Consider the following 22,984-nt stretch of genomic DNA (forward strand, 5'->3'; position numbering starts at 1 on the left):
AAAAGGATGACTAAAAATATAAAATATTATTATTCCTTATTCCTACTGACGGTATTGACCATGACTACGGTCAGCTGTGAAAATGAGGATGTGCAACCTTCCATTATAGAAGAAGAGATTTCGTCCATCACCCAAAGGTTGATGGACAGTACAGGTTTGGTAAGCAATGTGTTTTGGGATACTACATTTGTGGTGGCACCTGGAGTTGAAGAAACGGATATTCATTATTTGTCCATGAAAGGTTTGTCGATGAGAATGTTTGTGTTTAAGATAGACCTTAAGGAAAATGGGGTAGAATTAAATGCCATGATGCCTTATGGAAGCAAAGGCTATGGCATGCAGTCCATTCCGGCAATGCTGGAGTATGTGGAAGTTCCTGGTAAAAAGGTGGTAGGAGCCGTGAATTCGGATTTTTTCAATATGACCACCGGAGAACCAAGGGGGATTGTCGTCTTGGATGGCGAAGTCATCAAAAATACCGCTATGTTGGATTCTTTTTTTGGGATCTACAAGAATGGCAAACCGGTTATTGGCTTGTCGGATGATTTTGAACAGTATGAAGCCGATTTACAATTTGGTCTTGGAGCAGGTGATTTGTTGGTGAGAGATTATGATTTGGCACCGCTAAGCAATCCTGAAATTCACCCAAGAACAGGCGTGGGATTTACCGATCTGGATGAAGTCTATTTTATCGTAGTGGATGGAAGGGATTTTGATTATTCCAATGGTTTGACCTTATCGGAATTAGCAGAGATGTTTAAGGCATTGGGAGTAAAAGATGCCACCAATTTAGATGGTGGAGGTTCTTCTACATTTGTCACTTTGCACAGCCTTTCTGATGTCTTCCATATTAGGAATAAACCTTCCGATGGAAGTCCCAGACCAGTGGGTAACGGATGGGCTATTTTGGTAAATGAAAATTAAAACCTTGAAGAAACAAAAATCATGAAATATATAAATTTTCTATTGTTGACGTTTGTGGTACTTTCCGTTTGGTCATGTACTGAGGAGGACAGCAGTCCTGTACCAGATAAACAGGCCTTTGTGTATACCATGCGCCCCCAGGAAGGGTACATAAACGATGTGGTGATCATTTCGGGAAGGGGCTTTTCTCCAGTTCGGGAAAATAACGAAGTGATGTTCAATGGGAATTCAGCTACTGTATTGGAAGCAAGCAATGATCAATTACAAGTGGTTGTGCCTGAAGGAGAAGGGGTGACCAATCTAACTGTGTCCATCAATGGGGAAACTGCAGCTGGAGCAGACCTTTCATTTAATTTTATTCAAGCCCCTGAAGAATATATTGTTTCTTCTTTAGCAGGAAATAGTGAATATGGTTTGACTGATGGTCTTGGTACCAATGCCTTTTTTAGAAACCCTGAAGGAGTTGCCAAACATCCCGGAGGATACCTTATCATTACTGACCGGACCAATAATGCGATTAGAAAAGTGGATATGGAAGGAAATGTTTCTACTATTCTTGGTACTGGCAATAAAGGTTTCCAAAATGGTCCGGTAGCCATAGCTACATTGGATTACCCGTGGAAGTCCTGTGTGGATAAAGACGGAAATATTTATGTGGCTGACCGAGACAATCATGCTATCAGAAAAATTGATGTGGATGGAAATGTGAGTACCCTGGCCGGTACAGGAACAGCAGGTTATCAAGATGGCCCGGGCACTACTGCACAGTTTAACCAACCCATTGATGTTACCGTGGATGAAAATGGGATAATATATGTGGCCGACAATATCAACCATAGAATCCGTAAAATTGATACGGAGGGAACGGTTAGTACGCTTGCTGGAAGTGGTGAAAAGGGCTATCAGGATGGAGCATTGTCAGCAGCAATGTTCAGTAATCCTTCTGGCTTGGATATGGACAATGAAGGGAACATCATCGTTGCAGATCGTATCAACCATTTGATAAGAAGAATTAATCTAAGCACTGAAAAAGTAAGTACTATTGCTGGAAGCAGTCAAGGAAGCCGTGATGGTCTGGCAGAAGAAGCCCAGTTTAACAATCCTTACGGCGTAGCTGTGGGAGCATCCGGAGAAATTGTAGTCGCGGATTTATCCAATCATAAAATAAGGCTTGTTAAAGATGGAGAAGTATCCACTATCGGAGGTACTGTAAGTGGCTTTTTAGATGGACCCAATATCATCGCACAGTTTTATAATCCGACAGATGTGGAAGTGCTGAATGAAATTGTTTATGTGGCAGACCTTGGAAATCACAGGATCAGGAAAATTGAAAAAAAATAATTTTGGGTACAGCTGGATCTTTGCTATAGCCGCATAAGTTAAATTGAAATAGGGGAAGTCAGTAGTTGGGGCTTCCCTTATTTTAACCCGAATATGCATTGGTTATTATGGACTGAAAATGAATGATCCGGAATTATTAAATGATTTAGTAAAATTAAAATCAGGGCTAGAATGATGTTGAGAATATATTTATTGTTGATGCTAATAAGTAGTAATGTCACTGCACAACAAGTGTCCACTGTAAAGTGGAATGAGACAGACAAGGAAAAGGTTCAAAACTTAAAATGGGATACCAAAAAGGTAGCCAAAGGTATTCGGGTAAAGACGGTCACTGTCAGGCTATTTGATGCTCCCCAGGAAATATTTATGCTGGATATTGATACAGCAAAAGCTAAAGTAGATTATTCGGTTGGAATGGCAGATTATATGGAAAAAACCTCTGTGCAGGCCGTAGCAAATGATGCCATTGCTGCCATAAACGGGTCTTTCTTTAGGAATCATGCAGAGCCACTGGGAGATAGTCGCCATTTAGTGATGATTGATGGAAAAGTACTCGCAAAAACTGATTCAGCTGAATTTGAGACGCGGGGCACTGGGGCCGTACTGGTTTACAATAATCAGGTGGACATCACTAATTGGTCCAGGGAGAAGGAAAAGAAAATAGCAGGAAAAGCTGACCATGCCCTTACCTCCGGTCCGCTGCTTATGGATGATGAAAAGATGGTAGACCTGTCGGGTACTCCTTTTGTTCTTAAGAGGCATCCTCGCTCGGTAATTGCCTTTAATAATGGCCATCTATTGTTGATCGTTATAGGAGGAAGGTCTGAAAATGCCGCAGGTATGAGCCTGGATGAGGTACAGTTCTTTTGTGATGCACTAGGCTGTGATGATATCCTTAATCTGGATGGAGGAGGTTCCAGTACTTTGTATGTAAAGGGCTATGATGAAGATGATATTGTAAATGTGCCCACTGACGGGAGTGAAAGAGCCGTAAAAGGAATATTCTATATCACTTCCCAACGGTGAAATACAATTAGTTTTTAGTGTAACCCAGGGATGCTTATCGCATCCCTGGGTTACTATCAAGCTTGCGCATTGATGGCGTTTAGGTTGAACATATTGTGAGCGTACGTTGGTATTTTTAAAATCATTTTCATTCATGGAATTAGAAAAAGTACCTATAGATAATTGATCGGTTGGAATTATAACCTCCCTGTTTTCAATTCTTGTTGCAGATAAAATTATTACATTGGAATCTCTACATGACCTATAATTAATATAAGGTTCAATTTTGCATAACATATTTATAGGAAATTATTGGTTGGTTTGTAACATACTGTTATGGACCAAATTCTTATAAGAAATATTAAGCGGGGCTGTTTGAAAAGCTACAAAACCATTTTTGATAAATACTACAATGTATTATTTGCCTACGCCAATAGAATGATAAAAGACCCGGAGAGTGCCAAGGAAATAACCAATGATACTTTTTTGAAATTATGGGAATATCGAGATAGGTTGGATACGGATGTGGATAGCCTTAAGCCATACCTTTTCCAGATTGCCCACAACCATAGCATCAACCACCTGAAGAAAATCAGGATCAACTCTACTTTTGAATTTCTGGATTCGGAAATAGCGGAACCTTTCGAGCAACATTTAATGGAGTACAGGGAGCTGGAACAAGCCATAGATCATGCTATTGATTCCCTTCCAGAACAGAGGAGGCAGATTTTTTTATTAAGCAGAAAAGAAGGGTTGAAATACTCCGAAATAGCAGAACAACTGGGAATATCTCCAAGAACCGTGGAAACGCAAATTCGAAGATCCCTCCATGCCCTAAAATCATACCTCAAGAAAATATAGTTTTACCTTATACACTATCTTATCCATCACAATTAGTGGAAAGGATAGGTGCGGATAATTTTTTTCATTTCAATACAGTAAAGGGCTTAAGCCCATTGGGACATTTCTCAATTAGTCCAATCAACTTTTTTAAAAATTTGACGGCTGCTGTAAGGGTAGTTTACCAATACATTGTATAGCTAAATAGAATGAGAAACAATATCTACATACAGCAGAAGCTATTGGCATTCATCCAAAAAAAGACGGATGCAAAGGATAATGAGCTCATCCAGCAATGGCTGGAGGAAAGTGAGGAAAATGTCAATCTATTTCTGAAATTAAAAAAACTCTATGAGGAAGAGGACCACCCTGATTACCTTTCCAAAAATGAGATTGAGGACCAGTGGCTTAAATTGGAAGAAGGGATAGAGAAAAAAAGTATTCATTCCGATCGATACAAATGGTTAATGGGTGCTGCTGCTTCAGTATTGATCTTAATTGCATTTTCTGTTTTTTGGCGCTTTGGTCCTGAAAAGGAAGGGCCACAAAAGGAAACCATATACCAGACGAATACTGGTGAAACGAAATCGGTAATGTTGGCAGATGGTACATTGGTTTGGCTGAATGCGGGAAGTAAATTGGTCGTTTCAAATGATTTTGGTCAAGAGGATAGAAAAGTCACCCTTGAGGGAGAGGCTTGGTTTGACGTGAAAAAGAACACGATGAAATCCTTTGTTGTTAAAACAGGAAACATAAAAGTAAAGGTTTATGGAACGCAGTTCAATATAAATGCCTATGAATGGGCCCCCACGATAAGCACCAGCCTGGAAGAGGGAAGTATTAGTTATTCTGATGGACTCTCTGCTGAATTGTTTATCAAACCGGGAGAACAAGTGATATACCATAAAGTTGAAAAAAGTACCACTTTAAAGCGTTTCAATACGATGGACCACATTGCATGGAAAAGCAATAAGTTGGTGCTCAAAGATGTCCCTTTATCCTTGGCAGTAAGAAAAATAGAGAATTTTTATGGGATCCAGCTTAATGCCGATAGCAAACTGGCTGATGGTGACCTCATAACCATGACCATCGAAAATGACAGCCCACAAGAAATAGTAGATCTACTCAATACCATAACCACAAACCAATTTACCATGAAGAATTATTCTCCCTAGTGCCCCAAAATGAAAAAGGAAGTGCGGTAACACTTCCTTCGGTAATTTCTAAAATCTCCTTTTTGATCATTTAAAAACATCTAAAATTATGAAGAATAATAGTATTTTACAAAATACTACTTATAAGGAATTGTCATGCCCTTTCTGTTTTAAAGCAAGCTTGCTTTTCCTTATCGTATCCTTTCTTATGGCCTGTCCCGCATGGGCACAAAAGATTCAACTGAAACCAGGTACAAGACCGCTTTTGGATGTCATCCAGGAAGTGGACGGGCAGACCAATAAGGATTTTGTCTACAATGCCTCCCAAATTGGCCTTCAGCAAAACATTAGGATCAATGTAAGTGGGCTGACTTTGGAGAGTACCTTGGACAGTGTGTTTTCTGGTACAGGTATATCCCATAAAATCCAAAACAACCATATTGTTTTGGTCAAAACCGTAGCAAAAGAAGAACTTGTCCATGGAAAAGTTACAGATGCCGAAACAGGCGAAGCCCTGGTAGGTGTTACGGTACGTCTAAAAGGTACATCAATTGGTACGGCCACCGATATTGAAGGAAACTTTACACTAAAGGCCCCATCTGGAGCAACAATGTTGTTTACCTATATCGGTTACCAAGCTCAGGAACTCCCCATCGGGAGTCAGCGGGAGTTTTCGATCAGCCTGGTCATGGAAACCACTGGGATGAATGAGTTTGTGGTAGTGGGTTATGGTCGTCAACTAAAAGAACAGCTTACCGGATCCATATCAAAAATAGAGGCCAAGCAGCTTGAAGAAAGGCCCGTGGTATCCACTTCTGCAGCCCTTCAGGGACTGGCTCCTGGGGTTACCGTGACCCAACAGACTGGCGCTCCCGGTGCGGATGGTGGACAGATAAGGATCAGGGGCATCAATTCATTCGGTGGATCGGATAGCTCCCCTCTTATTTTAATTGATGGAGTGGCGGGGAATTTAAATATGATTGATGTCAATCAGATTGAATCCATATCTGTGCTCAAGGATGCGGCTTCTGCAGCCATATATGGTTCACGAGCTGCCAACGGTGTTGTATTGGTAACTACCAAAAGGGCTTCTGCTGATAAATTTGCCCTTAATTACAAGACTTATGTGGGGAAAAGTGAGGCTACCTTTATCCCAAAAGTTACCGATGGACTGACATTTATGGAGGTTTTTAACGAAGCCAACAACAATGATTATGGATATCCACTCTATAGTGAAGATGAAATAAATGACTTTCAGTCAAAATACGCAGAAAATCCCGATAATTATGACTGGCAGCAAGCGATTTTAAATGGTTCAGGATTGACGCAGAACCACTTTTTGTCCTTGATGGCGAATTCCGATAAGATTTATGTCATGCCTTCCATTAGTTATACCGACCAACAGGGTATCATAGAAAACACAGGGTTTAAAAGGATCATTGTAAGAAACAATATGGACATCAAGCCCAGTGATATGCTGGCCATTAAATTTGACATGTCCTTCAACAACAGTGATAGGAAGCAGATTGCCCATGAAGGGGATATTTGGAATTATTTGGGACGTATGCCTACCAATATCCCCATCAAAAGAGCCGGGCAATGGTCAGAAGGCTGGGTAAACGTTAACCCGGTAGCTCAAATCGCTGAGGGGGGCAATGAAAGGACCAACAACATTGAATTGATCGGTAACCTTACTGTGGATGTAAAACCCTTGGAATGGTTGACCCTGACCGGAAAAATGGCACCCCGGTACCGTACCAGAAATACACATGAATTTTCTAAAAGCATCATGACCTACAATGATGATGGTTCGGAGTCTGGTGCAGCATATACTTTTACAAGTCTTACTGAAACCGCTTACCGTTATTATTTTGAAAACTACCAATTTCTGACCCACGCTGAGAAGTATTGGAAAAACCACCATTTCAAGCTTTTATTGGGTACTTCCAAGGAATCCTATGACCAAAAGTATTTGATGGGATATAGGAGGGATTATACCTATGATACTTATGAAGTGCTTGCCGCAGGAGCTGATGATGCCACAAAGGACAATAATGGCACCCATGCACAATGGGTATTGGTATCTGGCTTTGGAAGACTGAACTATGATTTCAAGGACCGTTACCTCTTTGAGGCCAATTTTAGATATGATGGTTCTTCCAGGTTCAGCCCTGAGAATCGATGGGCCGCTTTTCCATCCTTCTCTGCCGGATGGTTGCTCTCCGAAGAGCCCTTTATGGCCGGGACAAGGCATTTTATCGACCAGATAAAAATTAGGGGTTCTTGGGGCCAACTTGGAAATCAGAATATTGGTAGCTCCTATTATCCATATATGGAAACTTTGGCCGTGGGAAGCATATCCATGGCAGAACAGATCCACCAGCTGGTAACCTTGAATACCATGTCCAACCCTGACTTACGCTGGGAAGAGACCACGGTAACCGATATAGGATTGGATATCAGTCTGTTCGATGACCATTTCTCCCTAACGGCAGATTGGTATAAAAAAGTTACGGATGGCATCTTATTGACCTTGTATACCTCGCAGTTGACAGGTCTCAACGCCCCCTACCAAAATGCTGCAGTTGTGGAAAATAAGGGATGGGAATTAGGCGCCAATTATGACAAGCAATGGGGTGATTTTGATCTAAACCTTGGATTTAACCTTGCTGATGTCAAAAACAAGATCACGGATATGCGGGGCCAAACTTCGGGGACCCTGCTGCGACAGGAGGAAGGATTTGCCATCAACTCCATTTATGGTTATGTAGCTGATGGGTTGTACCAGTCCCAAGAGGAAATAGATGCTGGGCCAACACAATTTGGAACCTTGCAGCCAGGTGATATCAGATATAGGGATATTGCAGGCGACTTTGATGAGAACAATAATCCAATTCCCGATGGCAAAATCAATGATGATGACAAGGTAATGATAGGGAATACCATCCCAAGGTATACCTATGCGATGAACCTTAACCTCGGGTGGAAAGGCATTAAGTTATATGCCCTGTTCCAAGGTGTAGGCAAAGTGGACGGTTACCTGAATTCCCATTATGTAATACCGGCAGTCAATTCCAGTGCCGTAAAAACCTGGCAATTGGATTACTGGACAGCTGACAATACAGATGCAGCATTTCCAAGGCTATCCACCACCTCCACCAACAATACCCAGAATTCTACCTATTGGATGAAAAGTGCCTCATACCTAAGACTCAAAAACCTGCAGGTTGGCTATGAATTGCCAAAAAAATGGTTGGAGAAACTTAAAGTTGACAATGTCTACTTGTATGCAAATGGCCAGAACCTGTTTACCAAAACGGATTTTTGGCAAGGTTATGACCCCGAAGTAAACTACAATGCCAATGCCTCTGCCGGAGTTTCATTGGGAAGTGGTGCCTACTATCCCCAAGTTAAAATGTATTCCTTAGGTCTAGATATTAAATTTTAATTACCATGAAACGAAATATAACTTATATACTGTTACTGACTTTGGGCATGCTTAGTGCCTGCGACCTGGATAGATTGCCCATGAACGGGCCAACCACGGGTACATTTCCTGCTACTGAGGAAGAAGCTACAATGGGTCTTTTGGCCGCTTACAAAGGCCTTACTCTATTGGATGCCGCCAATACCCCATTTTTACATGTGATGGACAATATTAGCGACATAGGATATGCCCGTCCCAGCAATAACTATACTTCTCCCATTACCAGTTCATTGACCACGGACAATGCCCTGGCAACCAAGCCCTGGGAATATCATTACAAGACCATTGCCAGGTGCCATACGGTATTGGATAACCTGGAGAATATTCGGAACTCCATATCCGAGGAAAAGTTCAATCAATTAGATGCCGAGCTAAGGGTAATTAGAGCTTATTGTTATTCTAAATTAATAGAACTCTATGGGGATGTCCCACTGGTATTGAATGCCTTGGGTTTGAATGATGCCAACAACCTTCCAAGGACTTCAAAAGCTGAGGTCCAACAATGGATCATCGATGAAATGAGCGATATTGCGGACCATCTTCCTGCTGCTCAACCTGCATATGGAAATGTCAGGGTAGGCAGTGTGGCCGCTTATATGTTGAAAGCCAGGGTGGCATTGTATGCCGGACAATTTGGTGTGGCAGCAGAGGCTTCGAAGAAAGCACTTGAGTTGGCCAATGGGATATATGCTTTGACCCCCTTTGATGGGTCAAGTCAGTTTGCCAACCAAGACCATCAGTCCGGAGAGCCAGAATGCTCCAATATATTTGGCTATGATGGTTATCGCAATAGTAGTGAATGGATCTGGGTGTTTGAGTACAACCAGAATATTTCAGGGAACACCCATAACCAAGGATACTATTTTGGATCCAGGTTAGGAAAAGGATGTAGCTACTGGGGGCCAACCCAAAACCTTATCGATTCTTTCCAGTGTATCGATGGACTGCCGATAGATGAATCGCCACTTTACGATGCCAATGCGCCTTTCAAGAGCAGGGATCCGAGATTGGACATGTATTGTGCCAGACCGCATGCAAGATTGATGGGCTTCCAGTTCGAAACCAATACGACCTTCGATCAGGTCAATAATTACTGGCCATTGATCAATGGGGAATCCAATGCTCCCGTAATGGTTTCCAATACGGATTCCAAAAATGCTTACCGGACTTTCAGCGGTTATCTATGGAGGAAACATACCGATAATGCCGATTACCTGACCAATTCGTCAAGAGGCGTCTCTGACCTCAACCTAGGGGTGTTCAGGTTTGCCGAATTGCTTTTGATTTATGCTGAAGCCAAGATTGAATCGAATGATATTGATGCCACAGTTTACGAAGCCATTGACCAGATCAGGCGTAGGGCAGGTATGCCAGAATTGGACAAAAACCTTTCCCAGTCAGAGTTAAGGTCCATCTTGAGGTATGAACGTAAAATCGAACTTTGCAATGATGGATTGAGGTGGTATGATATCAGAAGATGGGGGATTGCCGACCAGGTAATGAATGGGGTGATTTATTTGAACAGGAACGGAAATACATGGAGCAGTAATGTGGTGGTGGATATTGATGAGAACCATACACCTATTTATGATCAGGCAGAGGCCACCAATTACTTTACCACCCAGGAAGTGGTTTATCAAATTAATAAAGATGAGGTATGGCCTGTTCCGCAACAGGAAATAGATATCAACCCCAGCCTTACACAAAACCCTGGATACTAAGGGGGCTATTGATTTCACTTGGACAATAATAAAAATGGAAAACAATTTAATGGTAAGAGATATAATGAGAATGGTAACCTTCAAGATAATTGCCGTACTTTTTTTGGTATTGGTTTTTGGAGAAGCCAAGGCACAGAAGGATACTGTTTCGATTCTCCATATTACCGATCTGCATGTCATATTTAATCCGGAGGCCTATATTGAGGAAATGATGGTTTATCGCCAAAAGAAAGATTATCACCTCGGTGAGGGCAGGTTTAGGGAATTCCTTTCAACGGTGCCGGCAAAAACCAAAAGTGACATGGTAGTGGCCACGGGAGACCTGATTGATTTCTTTGAATCTGAAGTAGGGGATGGCTCCATTTTGGATATTCAGACCCGACAATTCTCAAAATTGTTGGATGAATATGACGTACCCATCCACCTGACCATGGGCAACCATGAAACCTTTACCTTTGGGTGGGACGATTCCTTGGAGTACAAACTGTTGCACCATCAGTACCATACCGGAAAGGCCCGCGCCCTGTGGATCAGAAATCTGGAGGATTTTAAAAACGGGACCTACTATAGCAAAAAACTCGGAGTCGGTAAGACCCAATATAAACTGATTTTTCTTGATGATAGCTTTTATGAATTCAAAGAAGAAGACGATACTGATGTTCCCTATATTAGCAAACCACAGGAATATTGGTTGGAAAATGAGTTGAATGCTTCCCAGGATGATGTAGAAATCATATTTATGCATATTCCATTCGGCGCCAAAGTAAGCGAAAAAAATGCCTTTTACAAGGTCCTCCAGAAACATCCTTCTTGTAAGCTGGTAGTGGCAGGCCATCACCATAAGGATATTATCAGAAACTATCCCAACGATAAGGATGGCTTCGTCCAGGTGCAGACAGCAGCACTGGTAAACAGTGTGGAGAACTGGCGATTGATCAAGCTTACCGAAGACCAGATCTTAGTTTCAGAAACGGGTAATAGATCGGCCAATGAGGTGATCATTTCTCTTGAATAGGGAATCTAATTAAATCAACATAACAATCATGGGTCAAAATACTTTTATAACCAAAGTTTAAAAGTGTTTTGGCCCTTGTTCAAATTATTTGGATAGAATGAAAACGATTAAGGTATTACATGGAGTTTTTCTATGTCTCTTTATAAACCTGTTTGGCGCTTATGGCCAAACAAGTGGAGAAGGTAAACGCAACTTTATAAGCTTTGCTGCGGCCCAAGAGCTGCATGAATATTTCACCTATACGGGAAGGAACTGTCCACTAATCAGTGGGCATCGGGGCGGAAAGGAGAGCGGTTATCCTGAAAACAGTATAGAGGCCTTTGCCAATACTTTGAAACATACCCCAGCTTTTTTTGAAATTGACCCCAGGTTAACCAAGGATAGCGTTATTGTGCTGATGCATGATGCCAGTCTGGAACGGACTACCAACGGGCATGGGAAATTAAGGGATCTTTTATGGAAGGAGGCCCAGCAGCTATATTTGAAGGATGTTAATGGCGTTCTGACTGATTTTAAGATCCCTTCACTCGAAGAAGTAATTGTATGGAGCAAGGGAAAGACCGTAGTTAATCTTGATCATAAGGATGTTCCCATGGAGATGACAGCAGCTCTGGTCAAAAGACTCAATGCATTTGATCATGTGATGATCACGGTCCATGATCCCAGTGAAGCAAGCTATTATTTGGAGCAACACCCTGATTTTATGTTTTCGGCCTTTATCCGCAGCGAAGAAGAATTCAAGTCTTATGAGGAGGCAGGTATCCCTTGGAGCCAGATTATGGCTTATGTTGGTCCCTTGAGCAAGCCAGAAAATCAGGCTCTTTATGATCAGCTGCACGCCAAAGGTGTGCTGGTCATGATCTCAGCTGCTCCCAGCTATGATAAAATGGATAACAAAGCGGAGCAATTTGCTTCCTATAGAAAGGTATTTGAAGAGGGAGCAGATGTTTTGGAATCGGATTACCCCATTGAGGTGGCCAAATCTTTGGAGATGGTGAGTGGTGTTGAATAATTGTATTTCAGTTACTTAAGTGTATTTTCCTAGAATAGAGATTAATACTACAATAATGATAAATCCCAGAACAACTCTCGGGAATTGGGAATGGAGAATGAGGACTGAAGACTGAAGACGGGAGAATTGGGAATGGGGACGGGAGCGAGGCTGCTGGGTTGGAGCATTGGGAATGTGGAATGGGGACGGGGGACTGGAGAATGGGGAATGGAGAATGGAGAATGGGGTCTATGGTCAGGTGGTAGAAGAGTTTGGGGTGTATGCCTTTGAAGTAGGAGAGATGAGGGAGTGGGGTTGAATAATGTAGAATGTTTTTGGAAATGATTGATAAAATAGTGCCTGGTTTCAGGAAAAATAAAATCCCAAAATAGGAAGATGTAGTTTAATGGGCATCATAAGGTAAACAGGTTAGAACTAATGGTCCTTTTAGCATTTCGTTCTATCAGGGAATCTTAACTTATTGGCTCAGAATATAAGTCAAAAAACCAGCTAAGTTAATTTATCATAAATCAACTTAGCTGGTTTGTATTTTAAGTTAAAATGCAAATTATAGGTATCGGTTACTTAGTGTTTTTTCGGATACACTTTCTCATATTCTTCCAGCTCCTTTGGTGTTTTTTCCTTTACCTTGCGAGGTGGGAGGGCAGTTCTTTCATCAATGGCTTTTTCTGCTTCATCGATAAATGAATTGTTCCCTTCCTCATCTTTTTCAATGTAAAACCCATCATAAAGCTGCCCGGTGGCTGTATGGGCCCTATAAGTCAGCTTACGGTCCTTAATGGTGATAAACTGGTAAAGTTGCGTTTCTGAAGCTGCTCGGTCCATCCATTTGTTAGGGGTCAGTTCGTACATTTTGGGACCACTTACCGAGACCACATAAACTGGGCCTTTCCCCTGAACAGGCTTGCCAGACACACCGGTTGAGAGATTATGTCCACGCCCATACGTATGGTCATGACCTTGTAAAATAAGGTCTACCCCATATGCTTCAAATAGTGGTTGAAAGGCCTCCCTGAATTCCCGGTTATCCCTTCCTGAGCTGGAGGAGTAAATAGGATGGTGGAAGGTGATGACCGTCCAGGTCTGTTTATTTTCCTGAAGGACCTTTTCCAACCATTTGTACTGCTGGGTTCTGGAACTATCATTCAACACGATTTCCTGGGAGTTTAGGGAGATGATTCTGGCATTGCCATAATCGGTGTAGTAGACCGTCTCCTCGAAACCTTTAGGTCCGTTCAACGGTAAGTTGAACTGTTTTCGCCAATGGACATCCAGCTCTAGCTTTCCTTGGTCATCCCTGTCATACTCATGGTTGCCGGGGGTGGGGATACTGGGAATCATTGCATGGATAAAGCCACCCGCATGGTTCCACTCACCCCATTCTGAATCTGCATGTGTCCGATTGATCAGGTCTCCAGCATGCAACATGAACGCAGCATCGGACATCGAACTATAGGCCTGTCTGATGACCCTAGACCAACGGGACTTTAGGTCGTTTTGTGCATCACCAAAATAGATGAAGGTAAACTCCTCCGGTTCTAAAGATGCTGTTTTGAAATGGAACCACTCACTCCAATGGTTTTCAGCTCCCACCCTATAGGCGTATAAGCTTCCTGGTTCTAGGCCTTCGAAGGTAACGGTGTGATAAACAGCACTGTCTCCTTCATGATGTAGCACTTCTGTTTTTGAAGAATAGCTTTTGGCTGATTCTTCGAGGTGGGGGGAGTCAGGGGCTATTGTAATCTGGGCAATCCCCTTTTGAATCTGGCTGTTCGTTCTCCAAGATACGGCCTGGGTATAGCGGGGATCCCCGTTCCAGGTCAGTACAATCCTGTCAGGAAAGGGACTGGGCCGAAAATCCTGGGCAAGTAACTGTTTTAAGCCTATGAATAGGAAAAGCAAGAATAGGATTGTCTTCAACTGCATGGTCATTTTATTTTTTTTATAATCAATAGGTTTTAAATCTTAAGCCTAATTGTCCCCAACGTCCGTAAACTGCATCGTTTTGGCGGCGCCCGTCACGATAGATGTCGGATATTGGCTCATTCGTGAGATTGTTGACTCCGATGAATAGACTAAGGCGATCGGTCAATTGTTGGGAAGCGGAAAAATCGAGTTGCTTTCTTCCTTTTTCTTGGAGGTCATTTTCTGGATTCTCTGCCAGTTCGGAATTAAAAGTGCCGTAGAAATACATGGACAGCCTTCCGGAAAAGCCGAATTTTTCATAAGAAAGGGAGACATTGCCGACATGCGGTCGCATTTCCGGAAGTTTTACGGTTCTGGTGGACTGGGTACCGGGAATTTCAAATTCACTGTTGACATAGGTGTAGTTGGCGTAAATACCCAGACCGTTCCAAATGCCGGGTAGGAAGGTAAGCTGCTGCTGCCAAGCCAGTTCAAATCCCCGAGCAATGGCATTGGCACCGTTGACGGTTTGGTTGACCGTATAACCATCATAAGTTCCTCCTTCTTGAATGTAGGAACTTTCGTAGATATAATCATTGATGTTTTTCATAAACACACCACCCGACAAAATACCTACTGACTTAAAATAATGTTCAAATAGGATATCATAATTGATGGAAGTTGACTGGGTGAGGTCAGGGTTGCCCATTTTTACACGGTTTCTTCTAGTTTCCACTTCTTCCCATGGTACCAGGTCATAATAACTGGGCCGGGATAATGAACGGGTTACTGCTCCCCTGATGTTGGTACCTTTGCCAAGGGCATATCGAAGGTTTATGGAAGGGAACCAACCATCAAAAGTCCGGTCGGTTGATATCGGGTTGGTGCTTACATAATTTCCCTGGTCATCAAAGTTCACCCGGTTACCTTCATAGTCGAATCCTGTCTTTTCATAACGGATGCCGGTAATGATTTGGAGGTTGTCAATATTCAGTGCTGTCATGACATAGGCTGCAGCAAGGTATTCGCTGCCCTCGAAAGAATCCGGATCCGTGTTTTGACGGGTATAGGTCTCGTTATCACTGAATAGCTCAGGGTGCTGGTTGTAATAGGCTTCCATGGCTTCGGCCTCGGGAAACTGTCCCATATTGTAGGCCCCCTCGTAATGGTCGTCTTTTTTATAGTCAGACAGGTAATCACTCAGCACAAATGATCCTTCGTTCAGGTCATGGAGAAAATAGTTTCTGGACCTATCATTGTATTTTAGCTTTCCCCTTCCCCCAAACTTTAAATTTCCTTTATGTCTTCCCAATTGGTAGGGCTTGTTAATATTCAAGGTAAGCTGACCATCCCTGTCCACGGATCTGTCATGGCGGTTGATATACCTGTTGGTAGTAAACAGGTCAGGGGAGTAGGGATCCGCTTCACTAAATTCGAACTGCGGGGTTATTGGATTTTGAAGATTCAAGCCTGCCGAAAGGCCGTCACGTACAAACGCAGCACTGTAATAAATGGGCTGATCGTATTTACCCTGAGATAGCGTTAGGTCATAGTCCAGCTTCATATCACCGATATAACTTTTGCCGCCCATAGAGGCCTGTAGCAGGTTTTTGTGGTAGTCCCTCCAGTTGCCGGATTGGGTTATCCGGAGGTTATCCACTTGGTCGGAACTGGTGTACTCTCCGATGTTGAAGATACGTTCCAATCTGTTTTGGATTTCGTAGTAAAGGTTATAAGAACCGCGAAGATATAGTTCTGACCTATCATTGGGATAGTATTTGAATTCCCCGTTAAGGGCCAAATTGTCCCGCTTGATTTCATAACCGTCCAAGTCCAAGTTGCTCAGGTAAGTTGATTCTGTACCATTTACCGAATAGGTGTCATAATCCTTTTCCACACGGTCTTCCCCACGCCAGTTGCGGGAATAGCTTGTACCGATAATGTAGCTGGTCTTTTTCTTTCTTTCTCCAAAGGTAAGACCTGCATCGTAGGTAGCTTTGTTCACCAGTCCATTATATCCGCCGGCAAGCTTGGCATCAAATAGCTTTTCATCTTTGGCAGGGGACTTGGTAATAATATTTACAGCACCGCCCGTGCCATCAGCATCGCGATCAGGGGTCAAGGTCTTGATCACCTCTATACTCTCTATCGAATTGGCCAGGATGCCGTTCAGGTCAGTATCCCTGCCTCCGGCACCAGTGGACGGAAGGCGGGTACCGTTTAGCGTCATGGAACTGAGGCTTTGGCTTAGTCCCCTGATAATGATGTCCCTGGGAATGCCATAGCTGTAACCAACAGCTACCCCAGGAACTCGCTGTAGGGACTCACTGACTGTGAGGTCCGGAAAGCGTTCTATTTGTTCCTGAGACATGACATATTTAATGTTTTCTGCATTTTTCATGCTGTTCAGGGCCTTTACTTCTCCACGCCTGATCCCGGTGATCGTAACGCCTTCAAGTTCACTCATATTGGAAACCATCTCGACCTTTAATTCCGTGGTTTCCCCTGATATGATCTCTATCTGCTTTTCCAGAGATTCATATCCCAAATAGCTTATTTGAAGTGTATGACTACCGGTAGGGACTGAGGGGAAAAAGAACTGTCCCTGGTCATTGGTTAACGTGTATTTGTCCGAACCTTTGAAATTGACCGTTGCATACGGGAGGGGCATATAATCGGGCAGCCCTGTAACCGTTCCTTTTAGACTTCCGTTGATCACATTGGTTTCGGTTTCTTGTTTGAAAGGCACGATGGCAATCTGGCCAGAGACCACCTTGTAATTCAAATTATTGGGAATAAGTAACCTGTCCAATACGCTGGACAAGGGAAGGTTAGATACCCTGAGGGATACGTACTTTTTTAGGCCAGGCAATTGGTTGTTGTAGATAAAGCCAATTTGGTACTCCTCATCCATATTGGCCAGAACGGTACCCAATGGTTTATGATTAGCATGGAGTGATATTTCTTTTTTTAATAGTTCATCTTTATGCGCTGCTTGGGTGGCCGTCAGGGGAATGAGGTTTAAAAACATTATACCAAGCAGGAAGTGTATGCTCTTTTTTGTAATTAATTTCATAATTTTGAATCAGTTTTAAATTGGAATGATTTGAAACGCTTGCTTTTGATTAAGCGAGGTGCTGGATGTGGTGCAAACACATCCGGCACTCTTTTGAGGTGTTACATAGGCTTTGATTTTTCAACATTAGCAATGGTGTCCATATAGGTATACTTTTTTACCCTTTATTTTATATTCGATGCCCAAAGTAGTGGCCAGTAGTTCCATGAGTTCCCGAAGGGATTGTTTCTTGACCATACCAGATAATTGGCAGTCTTTGAGCTGTGGGTCATGGAATATGAACCTAACGCCGAATTTCCTTTCCAATACTCCAGTCAGTGTCCCCATGTTCATCTGGTCCAAGTAGTATTGCCCATTTATCCATGAACTGAATTTTGACGCATCTACAATTGATTTGACCAAAGGAGCGGTAGTTTCTGTCAAAAAGACCTGCTCATTAGGGAGGAGGATTACCTCATTGCCCTGCTGTTTTTCTTGATTTGAACCGGTTTTCTGTATCAATACCTTTCCGGTGGATACGGTTACAGTTGTAGGCTCTTCCTGATAGGCAGACACATTAAAGGAGGTGCCCAGTACCGTGGTGTATAATATTGGTGTGCTCACGATGAAGGGGCGGGTGGAATCGGGGTGTACTTCAAAAAAGGCTTCCCCAACAAGCTGCACATGGCGCGAATCCGGACTAAAACTTTTGGGGTAGCTTAACGTGCTTCCGGCATTTAGATAAATGAGGGTGCCATCTTCCAGCTGGATAGTGGAGGTTTGCCCATAAGCAGTAGTCTTGTGCACCATCTCCAATGAAGGACTATGAATCAATGAGGCATGAAAAATATATGAAATCGCCAACATCAGCAACAGGACAGCTGCAACATTGACCAAGGGCTTATGGCGCTTGGGCAGCTTGCTGACAAGATGTGGTTTTATCCTGCTTTTGACTTCTTCTTTGTTTCCCATGAGCAATGGATCCCATTCGGTGATTCGTTGAGATTCAATTGTATAGAATTCTTCTGCCAGCTTTTTTTGGTTTCCGGCCAGTTTACCTTCTAGGTATTCTTCAAACAACAATTGTTTTTGGTTTTTCATGGTACTTTCCCTGTTCACCTATATAGACCGGTAAAGCAGGGTAAGCACTCACTGGAAAAAGCTGATTTAATAATTGTTTAAACTTGGTAACCTTCGCTTAATGCCATCCATTGGAAATGTGCCAACAAAGCAGGTAGGGTAGGACTTCACGTAAGTGCTTGATGGCACGGTGCAATTGGTTTTCTACGGTCCGATTACTGAGGGTGAGTTTTTTGGCAATTTCTGTATTGGACATGTTTTCAAATCGGCTCATCAAAAAAATTTCCCTACATCGATCAGGAAGATGTTCCAAAGAAGCCATAATTTGTGACTCCAGTTCCTTGGCATTCATCTCATCCTCGGCATTATAAAGTAATTCCAAGGTGGTCAATGTATTGAGATGGTTTGCCTCTAGTTTTCTTTTAGCCAAAATTTTAAAGGCTCCATTTCGTGCACTTGTCTGGAGGTATGAATTGAAATGGTTGATCTTAATGGACTTTCTGTTCTGCCAGATCCTTAAAAAAACATCCTGAATGATGTCCTCGCAGGTTTCCGGATCCCGCAACAGGCTAAAAGTTTTTAGATACAATGTTTCCCAATGCCTGTTGAAAAGCATATCGAATGCCGCGGTATCCCCTTTTTTTATTAGGAGTAATAATTCTTGATCTGGGCTTTCATCGAATGGCATGGATGGGTGGTTTATTCCATCAAATAAAGGGTATAGTTTTATAAAAAATCACTTTTTGTAGGTTAAGAATTTATTAAAGAAAACGCTAAGGGAAAGGTTGTAGGAAATGGATGGAAAAGAAAAGCACACAGAAGGAAACCAGAATTAGGTTGGCTTGAGTAAATTGTAGCACTGTGGGATGTTATTGCGTCTAGGAAAGAAACAACCAGACATAACCATGAAACTTCCATTTTCATTTTCTTTTTTTTGTTTGATGGCACTCTTGGCCTCCTGTAAAAGCGATGATGAGATAGTGCCCACTCCTGAAAATATCAACGGTACCTATGAAAGGACCATTTATTCTGGGGAAAAGGATATTTGGTACGCTTACAGTTTAGTTTTTACTGTTTCTGGTGAGGTGGAGCAGGCGATTACAATTCGGGAAACCGAAAATGGAGAAGATGAAGGATACTTTAGCTTGGTAATGGGTAAATATAGCCTTCAGGGCGCAAATCTCACTTGGGAATTAGAGGAGTTCTATGATTGGGTATCTTCGGATCCGAACGAACCGTATGGCCCAAGGGAGCAAATGGTGCTGCAAGAAGAAGCCAATCCCATCCAACAAAGCGGCACACTGAAACTGCTTGATGGAGGAAATACCCTTTCCATTGAATTTCCCTGTAATGATGTCATGTCGAATTGTGTAGGGGAACTGATTTATCATAAAGTAGATTGATCAGGGATCATACAGTTTTCAATCATCCCACCTCCTGTCTTCAAAAATACTCCATTAATTTTGCCTTTGTTTTAAAAGCATCCATGGCGAGGTAGTAGAAGAGTTTGGTGGGTATGCCCTTGAGGCAAGTGCCTTAAGAAATCTGGGATTGAGGAAGTAATGGAGGATATTGGATGAATTAAGAGTCATTTTGCTATTTAATATTTTAAAGGAAGCGAAAAGATGAAATTTGCGGGGCTAGGACTCTTATTTACTACTCTTTACTACCTTATTTTGATTGGAGTTTTGCATTTGGTGTTATATGTATAAGGATTACTTGTTTGGGTGTAAGTAAGGCAACTTTAGGTGGTTGGGAAGGGGATTAGGTTGATACAAAGGTTTCTTAGGCTTAGAATTGAAGAAAAAAAGCCATGGAGGAATACCTTTACAGATTACCCTTATTGGATTTTGATATTTACAATGATCAGGCTGTCAATGATAATTATGGGAGAATATTGGATGCAGTATCTTTGTCCTCAAGGTCATTTTATCATGCTATAAAGGAAAAAACCTTAGATGAATTATCTGTAAAGGAAAAGAAAGTACTCAGGAAATATTTATTACGAGGGAGATATCGACCCATACCCTTTGGAAAATGGGCAGGTGTTGGTTTAGGTAAGTGGACGAATGCATCCCAATTACCCCCAATAAACACCCTTGAATATTCAGGCATTTGTACCGTTCATGATGATTTTTCTTGCAGAAAGACGCAAGAAAAGAGGAGCTCTTTAAACCCATTTTTGTACAAGGTCAAGAAAGGTTTTGTATTGTGGGAATTGATCTCCGAAGAAGAAAGGTGGGGAGAGGTTTTTCTACAGGAGGGAAGGATTTTGAGTTTAATCAATAAGTACTTGGAGGAGGAGAAGGTAATTGATTTTAGTGGTTTTAATCAATTGTTTGATGCCCAAATACCTTATGGATCAATACAGACAATTTGGGAAGAACTGCATTTGTCTGGTTTTTTGATTGAAGAAAATCAAACAGTAAAAGCTACAGCAAAAGAAGCACCACGATCCAAAGGAGGAAATGAATTTATATTCAGTAAGCTAAATGGCAATCTAAATCAAACAGCTTCAATCAAGGCTGTAGTAAAAATGGCTTATGAAGAATTGGGCGCTTTGATGCAGCCCATGTCATCTGCATTTTTGGATAAATTTAAGTCTGTCTATTTTTCCACTTACGATGATCGTTTTGTGCCCTTGAAAAAACTCCTTGAACCTTATTCCAAAGTGCATGATTTTTTAGTCCATCCTGATGATGCTATGGAGAAGGAAGGTAATCATGAAAATGGTGTATTGAATCCCTATTTAGGCTTGAGTGGAAAAGCTTATCATGAAGTCGTGGACCTCAGCGAATTTATTAAAGCTAAAAGGTGTGAGGTATCGCATCATTTAACTGTTTTATATCGCTTAGGAGAAAAAAACAGTATTGTTCTGGATGATATGGTAGGGGATAGGTCCTTTGGGATTTTGGGCAGGTTTACCCATGATACGGAAATTTTTAAATATGCTAAGCAAATAGGTAGCTCCTTGACCATGGACGGTGATGTGATATATGCAGATGTCTGCTATGAAGAGAATCCAAAGAATAATTATTTGACAGCCCACAGAAATATTTTAAGCTATAAGATAGATATGATGGGAAATAGTGTAGGAAACCTTCACTTGAATGATCTTTATATAGGGTTTGACCAGACTAGAATAGTATTATACCACATTAAACTAAAGAAAGAGGTCGTGCCTGTTTTCCAGCATGTTCTAAATAGAAATTTAATAAGTCACCCCATTGCCCGTTTATTGTGGGAAATGGCCCATCAAAATGTGCTTTCGTTAAAATTTAATCAGGAAGTCCCTCCTCATGTCAAATACCTGCCCAGATTAATCTGGAAGGAAATTATTTTATGCCCAGCCAAATGGTTGTTGCATTACCGACCCGTCAAAGATTTTAGGGGTATTAGAAAGGAAATTGAAAAAAGGAAGCTACCCAGGTACTTACTTATTGGTGAAATGGATCAGGAACTATTGATAGATATTGAGGATCCGCTTTCAGTTGATATTTTATTGGATGAACTGAAAAGCAGGAAGGAATTATGGGTGAAGGAATGTATATGGATCAAGAACAGATCCTATTTCCAAAAGGACAGCCCATTGTTTCCTCAATTTCTGGTAACTGTTGAAAAGAAAGAAAGGCCGAGATTGGAACAGGTCAATTTTAATCCGATCGAAGTAAGAGAAGAGGATTGGGCCGTTGTATATGTTTATCTCTCTCAACAGCTGGTACTGGATTTTTTAGTGAATGAATTAGCTTCTTTTTTGGATAGAGTGGAAAGGTACCACGGCGTAGAACAATGGCATTACCTATGTTACCGTGATCCAAATTATCATCTCAGATTACGTTTTAAACTTTCTGATATCAATAGGGCTTCCTTTGAAAAAGACCTGTATTTGTTCCTTAAGGAAAGCAATGAAGTGATATCCTTTTGTCCCAGGGATTACTATCCAGAGTTGTTGAAGTATGGTGCAAAGGGGATAGCGGTGTCAGAAAAGTTATTTGCGCTGGAATCAAAATTTTTATTGATGTCCAGTAATTCCCTTCTTTTGGAAGATGAGGAATATAGGCTTGTTTTTGTGGTTAAGGTGATTGTATGCTTACTCAAAGACAAGTGGAAATCATGGTACCCGTATTTGGTAAACTTTGTAAAGAAAATACTTTTGGAAAGAAGGAAATATTTCAAAAGGTGGTCAGAGGGTATTGATTTTAATGAGGAAAATATGAGCGTAGAGGAGTTACGGATATTCGTGGCCGGTTACCTTAACATGATGGGGAATCATAGCAAATTGGAACATAATGATGAACAACAAATTTCTCTGGCAAGGAATCATTTTCATATGTTCATCAATAGACTTTTTCCTGAAATCAATTCTAACAGTACCGAAGATTTTGTGTGGTACTGTGTGTATGGGGAATTGGGTAGAATGGTACATAAAGTATGATGTGCTTTGG

The 22,984-nt window shown here is 41.8% G+C and carries 16 protein-coding genes; 12 read left to right on the forward strand and 4 right to left on the reverse strand.

The genetic code is table 11. The annotated features are described in order from the left end of the window. The first annotated feature begins 6 nt into the window (after nt 1-6). The 10 genes from IFO69_RS10395 (at nt 7) to IFO69_RS21730 (ending at nt 12,797) form a co-directional block, all read left to right on the forward strand. On the forward strand, nt 7-924 hold the full coding sequence (locus tag IFO69_RS10395; protein WP_192010041.1) for a phosphodiester glycosidase family protein: 918 nt from the start codon (nt 7-9) through the stop codon (nt 922-924). Nucleotides 925-945: 21 nt separating this feature from the next. Beyond that, nucleotides 946-2,265 carry an IPT/TIG domain-containing protein gene (locus tag IFO69_RS10400; RefSeq protein ID WP_192010042.1) on the forward strand — a complete coding sequence of 440 codons (1,320 nt, stop codon included), beginning with the start codon at nt 946-948 and terminating at the stop codon, nt 2,263-2,265. Nucleotides 2,266-2,436: 171 nt separating this feature from the next. Continuing rightward, on the forward strand, nt 2,437-3,291 hold the full coding sequence (locus IFO69_RS10405; RefSeq protein ID WP_192010043.1) for a phosphodiester glycosidase family protein: 855 nt from the start codon (nt 2,437-2,439) through the stop codon (nt 3,289-3,291). 354 nt (nt 3,292-3,645) lie between these two features. Next, the gene (locus IFO69_RS10410) at nt 3,646-4,131 is read left to right on the forward strand and encodes an RNA polymerase sigma-70 factor (RefSeq protein WP_192010044.1); all 486 of its coding nucleotides are present in this window, start codon (nt 3,646-3,648) and stop codon (nt 4,129-4,131) included. 188 nt (nt 4,132-4,319) lie between these two features. Further along, nucleotides 4,320-5,285, forward strand: a complete 966-nt coding sequence (locus tag IFO69_RS10415) for a FecR family protein (RefSeq protein WP_192010045.1) — start codon at nt 4,320-4,322, stop codon at nt 5,283-5,285. Nucleotides 5,286-5,373: 88 nt separating this feature from the next. Beyond that, on the forward strand, nt 5,374-8,712 hold the full coding sequence (locus IFO69_RS10420) for a TonB-dependent receptor (protein ID WP_192010046.1): 3,339 nt from the start codon (nt 5,374-5,376) through the stop codon (nt 8,710-8,712). A gap of 5 nt (nt 8,713-8,717) precedes the next feature. Next, nucleotides 8,718-10,472, forward strand: coding sequence for a RagB/SusD family nutrient uptake outer membrane protein (locus tag IFO69_RS10425; protein ID WP_192010047.1), 1,755 nt, complete (start codon nt 8,718-8,720; stop codon nt 10,470-10,472). 34 nt (nt 10,473-10,506) lie between these two features. Then, a complete protein-coding gene (locus tag IFO69_RS10430) occupies nt 10,507-11,487 on the forward strand; it encodes a metallophosphoesterase family protein (protein WP_192010048.1) in 981 nt (326 codons plus the stop codon). A 97-nt stretch (nt 11,488-11,584) separates the two neighbouring features. Next, nucleotides 11,585-12,499 carry a glycerophosphodiester phosphodiesterase family protein gene (locus IFO69_RS10435; protein WP_192010049.1) on the forward strand — a complete coding sequence of 305 codons (915 nt, stop codon included), beginning with the start codon at nt 11,585-11,587 and terminating at the stop codon, nt 12,497-12,499. 172 nt (nt 12,500-12,671) lie between these two features. Next, nucleotides 12,672-12,797 (forward strand): hypothetical protein, encoded by a 126-nt coding sequence (locus tag IFO69_RS21730; protein ID WP_262891624.1) that lies wholly within the window; start codon nt 12,672-12,674, stop codon nt 12,795-12,797. A gap of 266 nt (nt 12,798-13,063) precedes the next feature. Here the strand turns inward: IFO69_RS21730 and IFO69_RS10440 are convergent, their stop codons facing one another. The 4 genes from IFO69_RS10440 to IFO69_RS10455 all read right to left on the reverse strand — a co-directional run bounded on the left by IFO69_RS10440 (nt 13,064) and on the right by IFO69_RS10455 (nt 19,227). Beyond that, nucleotides 13,064-14,425: a purple acid phosphatase family protein gene (locus tag IFO69_RS10440; protein ID WP_225444091.1), complete on the reverse strand. Its 1,362-nt coding sequence runs from the start codon at nt 14,423-14,425 to the stop codon at nt 13,064-13,066. A gap of 22 nt (nt 14,426-14,447) precedes the next feature. Continuing rightward, nucleotides 14,448-17,480, reverse strand: coding sequence for a TonB-dependent receptor (locus IFO69_RS10445; protein ID WP_192010051.1), 3,033 nt, complete (start codon nt 17,478-17,480; stop codon nt 14,448-14,450). Between the two features lie 126 nt (nt 17,481-17,606). Further along, nucleotides 17,607-18,560, reverse strand: a complete 954-nt coding sequence (locus IFO69_RS10450; protein WP_192010052.1) for a FecR family protein — start codon at nt 18,558-18,560, stop codon at nt 17,607-17,609. A 97-nt stretch (nt 18,561-18,657) separates the two neighbouring features. After that, nucleotides 18,658-19,227, reverse strand: coding sequence for an RNA polymerase sigma factor (locus IFO69_RS10455; RefSeq protein WP_192010053.1), 570 nt, complete (start codon nt 19,225-19,227; stop codon nt 18,658-18,660). A gap of 217 nt (nt 19,228-19,444) precedes the next feature. Between IFO69_RS10455 and IFO69_RS10460 the strand changes: the two genes are divergently transcribed. Beyond that, a complete protein-coding gene (locus tag IFO69_RS10460) occupies nt 19,445-19,942 on the forward strand; it encodes a hypothetical protein (RefSeq protein ID WP_192010054.1) in 498 nt (165 codons plus the stop codon). Nucleotides 19,943-20,352: 410 nt separating this feature from the next. Continuing rightward, nucleotides 20,353-22,974 (forward strand): thiopeptide-type bacteriocin biosynthesis protein, encoded by a 2,622-nt coding sequence (locus tag IFO69_RS10465; RefSeq protein ID WP_192010055.1) that lies wholly within the window; start codon nt 20,353-20,355, stop codon nt 22,972-22,974. Nucleotides 22,975-22,984 lie beyond the last annotated feature (10 nt).

It is taken from the genome of Echinicola arenosa, assembly GCF_014841125.1.
Taxonomy (GTDB): domain Bacteria; phylum Bacteroidota; class Bacteroidia; order Cytophagales; family Cyclobacteriaceae; genus Echinicola; species Echinicola arenosa.

Coding starts and splice junctions, on each gene's coding strand:
- IFO69_RS10395 (WP_192010041.1), top strand. CDS start 7: ATGACTAAAAATATAAAATATTATTATTCCTTATTCCTACTGACGGTA.
- IFO69_RS10460 (WP_192010054.1), top strand. CDS start 19,445: ATGAAACTTCCATTTTCATTTTCTTTTTTTTGTTTGATGGCACTCTTG.
- IFO69_RS10450 (WP_192010052.1), bottom strand. CDS start 18,560: ATGAAAAACCAAAAACAATTGTTGTTTGAAGAATACCTAGAAGGTAAA.
- IFO69_RS10425 (WP_192010047.1), top strand. CDS start 8,718: ATGAAACGAAATATAACTTATATACTGTTACTGACTTTGGGCATGCTT.
- IFO69_RS10430 (WP_192010048.1), top strand. CDS start 10,507: ATGGAAAACAATTTAATGGTAAGAGATATAATGAGAATGGTAACCTTC.
- IFO69_RS10405 (WP_192010043.1), top strand. CDS start 2,437: ATGATGTTGAGAATATATTTATTGTTGATGCTAATAAGTAGTAATGTC.
- IFO69_RS10415 (WP_192010045.1), top strand. CDS start 4,320: ATGAGAAACAATATCTACATACAGCAGAAGCTATTGGCATTCATCCAA.
- IFO69_RS10445 (WP_192010051.1), bottom strand. CDS start 17,480: ATGAAATTAATTACAAAAAAGAGCATACACTTCCTGCTTGGTATAATG.
- IFO69_RS10465 (WP_192010055.1), top strand. CDS start 20,353: ATGGAGGAATACCTTTACAGATTACCCTTATTGGATTTTGATATTTAC.
- IFO69_RS21730 (WP_262891624.1), top strand. CDS start 12,672: ATGTGGAATGGGGACGGGGGACTGGAGAATGGGGAATGGAGAATGGAG.
- IFO69_RS10420 (WP_192010046.1), top strand. CDS start 5,374: ATGAAGAATAATAGTATTTTACAAAATACTACTTATAAGGAATTGTCA.
- IFO69_RS10455 (WP_192010053.1), bottom strand. CDS start 19,227: ATGCCATTCGATGAAAGCCCAGATCAAGAATTATTACTCCTAATAAAA.
- IFO69_RS10435 (WP_192010049.1), top strand. CDS start 11,585: ATGAAAACGATTAAGGTATTACATGGAGTTTTTCTATGTCTCTTTATA.
- IFO69_RS10440 (WP_225444091.1), bottom strand. CDS start 14,425: ATGCAGTTGAAGACAATCCTATTCTTGCTTTTCCTATTCATAGGCTTA.
- IFO69_RS10400 (WP_192010042.1), top strand. CDS start 946: ATGAAATATATAAATTTTCTATTGTTGACGTTTGTGGTACTTTCCGTT.